The organism is Loigolactobacillus zhaoyuanensis, from assembly GCF_003946385.1.
GTDB lineage: Bacteria > Bacillota > Bacilli > Lactobacillales > Lactobacillaceae > Loigolactobacillus > Loigolactobacillus zhaoyuanensis.
In genome coordinates this window covers 1-8,014 of the sequence record NZ_RHOE01000091.1, presented here as the reverse complement: position 1 = coordinate 8,014, position 8,014 = coordinate 1, and the positions used below count along the sequence as shown (strand labels likewise).

The window sequence follows — 8,014 nt, the reverse complement described above, 5'->3', positions numbered from 1 at the left end:
GAGCTAGTGCTGTGACAATTTCTTTGGTAAACTGATTCATGGGGAAGCCTCCTGTGATGTTTGTTTAGACGCTAACTATCATAAGGGAGAGGCTTCCCTTTTTCAATTCCCAATAATTCATTTACACATAATTATTTAAACACTCTGATAAAAAAGACGCAAGCCACTACATTAGATATAAAGGGTTTACAAAAATCATAGAATTCATTATAATAACCGATAACACTTACAAAAAGTAAGCCAAAACTATTTTTAGGAGGAACTTTATTATGGTTAAAAAAATTAACGCAGCTGATGCAATGCTCAAAGTTTTAGAAGACTGGGGTGTTAAAAATATTTATGGTTTACCTGGTGGCTCATTTGACTCCACAATGAATGCCTTACACAATCGCCATAATACAATTCATTATGTACAAGTCCGTCACGAAGAAGTCGGCGCTTTAGCTGCCAGCGGTGAAGCGAAAGTAACCGGTAAATTAGGTGTTACTTTTGGTTCTGCTGGCCCTGGCGCTGTACATTTGCTTAACGGCTTGTATGATGCCCAATATGACCATGTACCAGTGCTGGCTTTAGTGGGTCAGGTTCCAACAAGCGTCATGAATACAGATTACTTCCAAGAAATGAACGAAAATCCAATGTTTGCTGATGTCGCCGTCTATAATCGGACTGCTACCACTGCCGCCGGTTTACCGCATGTCGTTGATGAGGCGATTCGCCAAGCCTATAAGCATCAAGGTGTAGCCGTAGTTACGATCCCTAAAGATCTCGGTTGGGCTGAAATTGACGATAACTTCGTCTCAACAGCTGCGGCAGCGACGACCAGCGATACAATTGCACCAACAACCGAAAAAATCGATGCAGCCATTGCGTTACTCAAAGAAGCTGATCATCCTTTGATCTACATTGGCCAAGGTGCGCGTGGTGCAACTGCAGATATTATCGCCTTATCTGAAAAATTATCAGCACCGATCGTATCAACTGCACCAGCTAAAGGCATTATCCCCGATGACTATAAAGGCTATATGGGTTCCGCTGGCCGCGTTGCCAGTAAACCTGGTGTAGAATCTTCCCGTGCTGCTGATACTGTACTATTTGTCGGTACTGATTTTCCATTTACGGCTCACTTCTTCAGTCCAGATGCTAAGTTCATTCAAGTCGATACGGATTCAGCAAAACTAGGTAAGCGCCATTCAGTTGAGATCTCAATTTTGGCTGATGCAGTCAAAACATTCCATGCCTTAGTTGAACGCAGCGGCGATGCAGTCCCTGCAAAGCCATTCTACAAAGCTGCGTTAGCCAACAAAGTTAACTGGCGCCAATGGATCGACAGCTTTGAAGAAAGTGATCAGACACCAATGCGGGTAGAACCTGTCTTCAAACAAATCAATGATTTGGCTGAACCTGATGCAATTTTCCAAGTGGATGTTGGTAACGTAACTATTGATGGCATGCGCTTCTTACGGATGAATCATCAAGAACAGTTCACCACCTCTGCTTGGTACGCAACGATGGGCTATGGCCTACCAGGTGCAATTGGCGCTAAAGAAGCCTTCCCCAATCGACAAGTCTTCTCGATCTCCGGTGACGGTGGCTGGACAATGGTGATGCAGGACCTGTTAACGCAGGTTAAGGAACACTTGCCGATCATCAATGTTGTGCTCAGTAACCAATCACTTGGTTTCATCGAAGCTGAGCAGGACGATACTAAACAGCCTCATTCCGGGGTTGATTTGATCGATGCTGATTGGGCTGGCGTAGCTGATGATCTAGGTGCAACTGGCTACAAAGTCACTAACTTAGCCGAATTAAAGGCCGCCTTTGCCCAAGCTAAAAACGCTAATGGTCCTATTGTTATCGACGTTAAAATTGCTAATGAACGGCCATTACCAGTTGAACAATTAGTGTTGGATCCAGAAACTCAGGATCCTGCTGCGGTTAAAGCTTTTATTGAAGAATATCAAGCACAAGGCTTAATTCCACTACGCCAGTTGTTAGCTGACGCAGAAAAATAAGGTTTAAATTAAAGAACTGATCCGCGCATCGCGCGAGTCAGTTCTTTTTTATTCGCTTATTGTGCTAAAAAAGTTAATAGCGCTTGATTAAAGGCTACCGGCTGTTCAGCCATCACGATATGCCCACTATTAGCGATCACTGTAGCTTGCCCTAATGGTGCTAGTGTAGCCGCCATTGAGGCAAACGCTGAATCGAAATACGGGCTTTGCTCACCGGCAACAAATAGAATTGGACACTGTAACCCAGCAATCACATCGCACCAATTTTGGGTAGCGTGGTCAACTAAAAATGGTAAATTCAGTGTGGCATCATAGGGATATTTCTGTTGTATTGGCCGAATTTGTCGATAAGTTTCATCATCGATATGTTTGAACGTCGAGCGGCCCAGCGGTTGTTTGATATACGAATAAAAATTTGTCCAGGTCAATTGTTTAAAGCCGTACACCCACTCTGCCGTATTCACCATTTGTAGTGACTGATCAACATCGATAATTTTAACCACATGTTGGGTCCCATAAAGTGACACATAGGCAAAAATAGTGGCCGCACCCATTGAATTACCTAATAAAATAACTTGCTCCAGCTGTAATGCGGCCATTAGTTCAGCGAGATCTTGGGCGTGCCGTGAGATTCGGCGACCTTTAGCAGTATGCTCCGACTGACCCTGATTCCGGCAATCAAAGTTGATCACGCGGTACCCTGCCGTCAATAATGCGCTTATCTGTTGCCGCCAGATTTCCTTAACCCCGCCTAAACCAGTTAAAATCACGACTGGTTGGCCAGTACCTTGATCCGTATAGTCTAAGGTCACTTGATCCTGCGTTTTAAATTTCATCATTAAACCTGCTTTCTTACATTTACTTGCAACTTAACTTGCCTATATCATAACGCAGTTAGTGTGACTCCTGCTATTCAAGTTAACGGAAATGCGGTATGATAGGTTTAGTTCGTACCGGTTACAAGCAAATCGAACGACGAAAGGAGCCAAATTATTTGGCATTTAAAAAATTTCAAAATAGCAACGAAGTTCGCCGCTTGATCAATCGCCAGAATTTAATTCAAAAGCGTGCCGTTGCCATGATCAACCGCGGAACAGATAAAGGTAATCTGTACCAAAAGTTGAATCAACGCGTCGGTATCAAGCGTCAAATGTCGCAAGCTACTATTAATGTAATGATGGATATCTTCCGAAACGAGCATATCACTGCCATCCCCGATAATAGTTTCGTCGTCTTCGCACGCACCACCCTAAACGTACACGACGGCGAACCACAAGAATTGCTGTTGCAACTGAACAAACTCGACTCTTATACTTTATTTTTAGCGCCGAAACAATCCAGTGAAAAAATCTTCAGCACACCGAAACGTGGTTGGTTAATGACTTTGCGCGATAACGGTTGGATCCTGATGTTACCGGGACAAAATCCCAATCAAGGTATTCAGTTAGTTTTACCTGAAACTGGCGAAAATGAAACTGCGCCCGTAGCCAAAAGCGTGGCTAGTAATGCAGCCCGTACTAAAGCAAGTCCCAAATCAACTGCTAGTTCACATGTAGCTAAATCTAGCAATTCCGCTGCCAGCGCAGTTGCCCAGCATACTAGTCAGGCAAGTACCAGTAGTCAGCCAAGAGCTAACGCTAAGTCTAGCGCAAATAATCATGCACGTGGTAGTAACGCTCCTGCTAGAGTTAGCCAAGCCACGACTAGGCCAAGCCATGCAGCGACCAAAGCTAGTCAAGCACCTACACGGACAAGTCAGGTGGCTAAGACTAGCCAGCCGACACCTAGAACCAGCCAAGCACCCGAAAAAACAAGTCAGGCTACCAGTGCAGTCACTAGTGCGGTTAGCAATCAAACTTCAGCCCCAATGTTTAGTGCAGCTAGCCACGTTGCTAGTTCTGCCGTTGCGGCACCACTTCCTGGTCCCCGTGAAGCTGATGAACTGATCAAAAACCTAGTTGAATCAGGCCGCCGTTACCGCGTGGTCGGTTTGGATTACGGTAAGATCAACATGATCACTGCGACTGACGGTGACAATAATTCGTTACAAGTGCCAGGTTCAATTATTTCTAAACATATTTTAGATTATCAACATGAAATTCGCCATATGCAACGGCAAACACAGACTTTGGACGATGACGTTGAATTAACTCGCCTTTCTTACATGTTAAAAAGGTATGTGCTTAAATCATGTCGTAAAATCGTTAGCCAATTGATCGAGCACTACGGTGATGATGTGATCTACGTAACCGAACTTCATCCCAGTCTTGACGTTAATAAAACACCAAATATTATCTTAAGCCCAGATTATTTCTACAAAGCACTATTTACGATTCTATTTGAATTAGTTGGTCAAAATGCAGCTATTATTCAAGTCCCGAATAATGAAACGTCGATCATTTGCCCTAACTGCGGCTTCACCAGCGCCGGCAACCGACAAAAAGAGCTGCATACATTTAAATGCTTAAATTGCGGTTTTGAAAGTAATGATGATCAAGCGGCGGCAACAAATATTCGCCAACGCGGCTTACGTTACATTTCAAATCTAACTAAAAATATGAATTTTGCGGTAGCTACTCCAGAAATCACCAGTGTAGTAACTCAAGAAGAAGTATAATTTTTTCACAATAGCTAGGGCAATCCCTAATTCTAAAAAGACAAAAAGCGCTGCTTTTTGTCTTTTTTATTTATCTAAATACCGTTATATAGGGATTTACATCTACATTATTACTATCGTGATGAGACTCATTTGTCATTAGAAAGCCTTTTCCTTTTTAGATAAAATGACCTATACTAAAGCTATAGATAGATAATTTTATCAAATGATAACTATTATCATTTAGCTAAGGAGGCTTTTCATATGAAGGTCAGCATATATACTACTTGTATGATGGATTTAATGTTCCCACAAGTCGGTAAAGATATGGTCGAAGTTCTTGAACGCTTAGGCTGTACCGTTGATGTTCCAGAAAATCAGATCTGCTGTGGGCAACCCACATTTAATTCAGGCTACGTTGAGGCAAGTTGGCCAGTTATGCATAATCAAATCGATGCATTATCTTCAATTGATTGTGATTACATTGTCTGCCCGGCCGGCTCTTGTACTGCTATTTTAAAGGAGTATCCAGATTTATTAGTCGACGATCCCACCGACCCCACTGGTCAATATATGGCGCAAGCTAAAATTCTATCCGCCAAAGTTTATGAATTTTCTCAATTCATCTGGCGCGTATTAGGTATCGCTGACTGTGGTGCCGAATTGAATACCATCGCCACCTACCATCGTTCATGCCATATGACCCGTTTGCTCGGCGAACGTGAAACTCCATTCTGGTTATTGGAAAATGTTAAAAATTTGGAAGTACGTCAATTAGAAGGCATTCAATACTGTTGTGGCTTTGGTGGCACGTTCTCAGTCAAAGAACATGAAATTTCCGAGTTAATGGTAACTTCCAAAGTTGAGAACATTGAAGCAACTGGTGCTGAAGTATTGGTTTCTTGCGATCCTGGCTGTTTAATGAATATCGGTGGTCGCTTCAACCGCTTAGGTAAACCAATCAAAATCATGCACATTGCTGAAGTATTAAATCATAACGTTGACGAAAGTCGGATCAGAAAAGTCAGCGAAGTACCCGCACCGGCAGCAGCACCATTTCCATAAAGTAGGAGGGTGATATTATGGGACTAAAAACAAGTACCTTACCATTTACAGAACGGATCGCCGATGCAGCTAAGGATCAATTTGCCCATGCTTCCATTGCCAAGGCCCAAGACACGCAATATACTAAGCGGGAAAATGCCCGTGCTGAGTTAGGTCATTGGCAAGATTGGCGCAAACTGGGCCAATCCATTCGCCAGCACGTGATCCAATATTTGCCGGATTATCTTGAAGAATTCAGTGATAATGTGGAAAAACGTGGCGGTCATGTCTTTTTTGCACAAACAACTGACGAGGCAAACGACTTCATTTTAAATGTGATCAAACAACAAAATGGCCATCATGTCGTAAAATCAAAATCAATGGTCACTGCCGAGCTAGATATAGACAAAAAATTACAGGCGCTGCCAGATGTTTCTATTTTAGAAACTGACTTAGCTGAATTTATTTTGCAAGAAGATGATTGGGATGAACCATCACATATCGTTTTCCCCGCGATCCATAAAAATCGTGATCAAGTCCAGACTATTTTTAAGAAGTTAGGCTATGACGGTGATAATGATCCAGAACACATGGCGCGTTTTGCGCGTAAATATTTACGCCAGCGCTTTTTAGAAGCTGATATCGGTATTACTGGTTGTAACTTTGCCATCGCTGATTCAGGACTGATTAATTTGGACACCAACGAAGGTAATGCTGACCTAGCCGACTCGATTCCTAAAACTCAAATCGTAGTCATGGGCATGGAACGACTGGTGCCTAGCATGAAGGAAGCTGAAATTATGGACAACCTGCTGGCGCGTTCAGCGGTTGGTCAAAAGCTAACGACTTACGTAACCTTCGAAGGTCAACAAAGTGCGGGCGAAAGTGATGGCCCCGAAGATTTTTACGTTGTTATACTCGACAATAATCGTTCCAAAGCCTTGGGTACGGAATTTCAAGAGATCCTGCAATGTATCCGTTGTGGTGCGTGCCTCAATGTATGCCCAGTTTATCGTCAAATTGGCGGTCATGGTTATGGTTCGTTGTACCCCGGACCTGTCGGCGCCGTTTTATCGCCAATTCTCGGTGGTTACGAACAATTTGGTGAGTTACCATTTGCCTCTAGTTTATGCGCCGCTTGTACTGAGACCTGCCCTGTGCTGATCCCACTGCATAATTTACTGATCAAGCATCGTGAAGTTGAAACTGATCGGTTGAAAATGATGCATGGGTTTACTGATTTCCAAATGCGTGTGGTCGGTAAAGGGACTAGCTCACCATTTATGTTCAAAATGGCGCTCCGTTTCAAACACTTTGGTTTATCACCTTGGACGCATCAACGGCCTGTTACCGCAACTAATTTCTTTGAATATAACGGCGCGATGATCACCAACGGCCCTGGTATGGTCGGCGGTTGGACCGATGTTCGTGATCTACCATCGCCACCAAAACATCGCGATGACTTCCGCGTTTGGTTCAAGCACCATAAACAGCAAGGCGGTGAGACTAAATGACAATTCAAAATCGCGATAAATTTTTAGATCATTTGGCCGAACGATTAGGCCAACCACGCCACCAACTGGCTGATCATCCCTATCAGCAGCTGAATGATCTACCACAGCAAACGCTTAGTGATCGATCACCGGCTGAATTATTAACGTTAGCTCGGAAAAATAGTGAAGCCTTACCAGTAACTTTTTACGAAGTGGCACCTGTTGAATTACCGCAACTACTGACTGACTATATTAGCAGCAAAGGTGGCGGTCCAGTTTTATTACCAACAACTGAGCGCTTCACTGATTATAATTTAACTGATTGGCAAGCAAGTATTGCAGCAACGGAAACCGTTAACTACTGGCAACCTGACGCTGATCGTGCAACTAATTTAAAAGCCGCAGAAATCGCCAATATTAGTATCAGTTTTGCTGATTTCATGTTAGCTGAATCTGGCACCATCACCGTCAGCACCAATGCCGGTCAAGGGCGTGCCCTACATTTTCTGCCGACTCATTATCTCAGTATCGTGCCTCGCTCAAGAGTCGTTGCCCGCTCGACGCAAGCCGTCGCTTGGTACGAACAAGAACGCGCTGCTGGTCGTTTAGATAGTTCAGCGATCCACTTCATCACTGGGCCTTCCAACTCTGGTGATATTGAGATGCAATTAGTCACTGGTGTCCACGGACCACTGGATGTTACGTACGTTGTTGTTGATGATTAAATGGCTCTTTGTCAAATCCTGTTGATAGCTAATTTTAGACAGAATTGGAAGTTAAGCAACTTCCAATTCTGTTTTTTTATTTGGTTTCGTGCGCATCTGTTGTAACTTGATTCGAGAAACTAAATGATGATAGTTACGGAAGCC

At 43.4% G+C, this 8,014-nt stretch carries 6 protein-coding genes; 5 read left to right on the top strand and 1 reads right to left on the bottom strand.

All coding sequences use genetic code 11. From position 1 onward, the window contains the following. Nucleotides 1-269: 269 nt before the first annotated feature. The gene (spxB, locus tag EKM76_RS12275; RefSeq protein ID WP_125550902.1) at nucleotides 270-2,012 is read left to right on the top strand and encodes a pyruvate oxidase; all 1,743 of its coding nucleotides are present in this window, start codon (nucleotides 270-272) and stop codon (nucleotides 2,010-2,012) included. A 56-nt stretch (nucleotides 2,013-2,068) separates the two neighbouring features. On the opposite strand, the gene EKM76_RS12270 is transcribed toward spxB, so the two are convergent. Then, nucleotides 2,069-2,848, bottom strand: a complete 780-nt coding sequence (locus EKM76_RS12270) for an alpha/beta fold hydrolase (RefSeq protein WP_125550901.1) — start codon at nucleotides 2,846-2,848, stop codon at nucleotides 2,069-2,071. Between the two features lie 158 nt (nucleotides 2,849-3,006). Here EKM76_RS12270 and EKM76_RS12265 point away from each other — a divergent pair, with 158 nt between their 5' ends. The 4 genes from EKM76_RS12265 (at nucleotide 3,007) to EKM76_RS12250 (ending at nucleotide 7,870) form a co-directional block, all read left to right on the top strand. Then, on the top strand, nucleotides 3,007-4,629 hold the full coding sequence (locus EKM76_RS12265; RefSeq protein ID WP_125550900.1) for a zinc ribbon domain-containing protein: 1,623 nt from the start codon (nucleotides 3,007-3,009) through the stop codon (nucleotides 4,627-4,629). Between the two features lie 243 nt (nucleotides 4,630-4,872). Next, nucleotides 4,873-5,673 (top strand): (Fe-S)-binding protein, encoded by an 801-nt coding sequence (locus EKM76_RS12260; protein WP_125550899.1) that lies wholly within the window; start codon nucleotides 4,873-4,875, stop codon nucleotides 5,671-5,673. 17 nt (nucleotides 5,674-5,690) lie between these two features. Beyond that, the gene (locus EKM76_RS12255; protein WP_125550898.1) at nucleotides 5,691-7,166 is read left to right on the top strand and encodes a LutB/LldF family L-lactate oxidation iron-sulfur protein; all 1,476 of its coding nucleotides are present in this window, start codon (nucleotides 5,691-5,693) and stop codon (nucleotides 7,164-7,166) included. Further along, nucleotides 7,163-7,870 carry a LutC/YkgG family protein gene (locus EKM76_RS12250; RefSeq protein ID WP_125550897.1) on the top strand — a complete coding sequence of 236 codons (708 nt, stop codon included), beginning with the start codon at nucleotides 7,163-7,165 and terminating at the stop codon, nucleotides 7,868-7,870. Before EKM76_RS12255 ends, EKM76_RS12250 begins: the two co-directional genes overlap by 4 nt. Nucleotides 7,871-8,014 lie beyond the last annotated feature (144 nt).

Coding starts and splice junctions, on each gene's coding strand:
- spxB (WP_125550902.1), top strand. CDS start 270: ATGGTTAAAAAAATTAACGCAGCTGATGCAATGCTCAAAGTTTTAGAA.
- EKM76_RS12270 (WP_125550901.1), bottom strand. CDS start 2,848: ATGAAATTTAAAACGCAGGATCAAGTGACCTTAGACTATACGGATCAA.
- EKM76_RS12260 (WP_125550899.1), top strand. CDS start 4,873: ATGAAGGTCAGCATATATACTACTTGTATGATGGATTTAATGTTCCCA.
- EKM76_RS12255 (WP_125550898.1), top strand. CDS start 5,691: ATGGGACTAAAAACAAGTACCTTACCATTTACAGAACGGATCGCCGAT.
- EKM76_RS12250 (WP_125550897.1), top strand. CDS start 7,163: ATGACAATTCAAAATCGCGATAAATTTTTAGATCATTTGGCCGAACGA.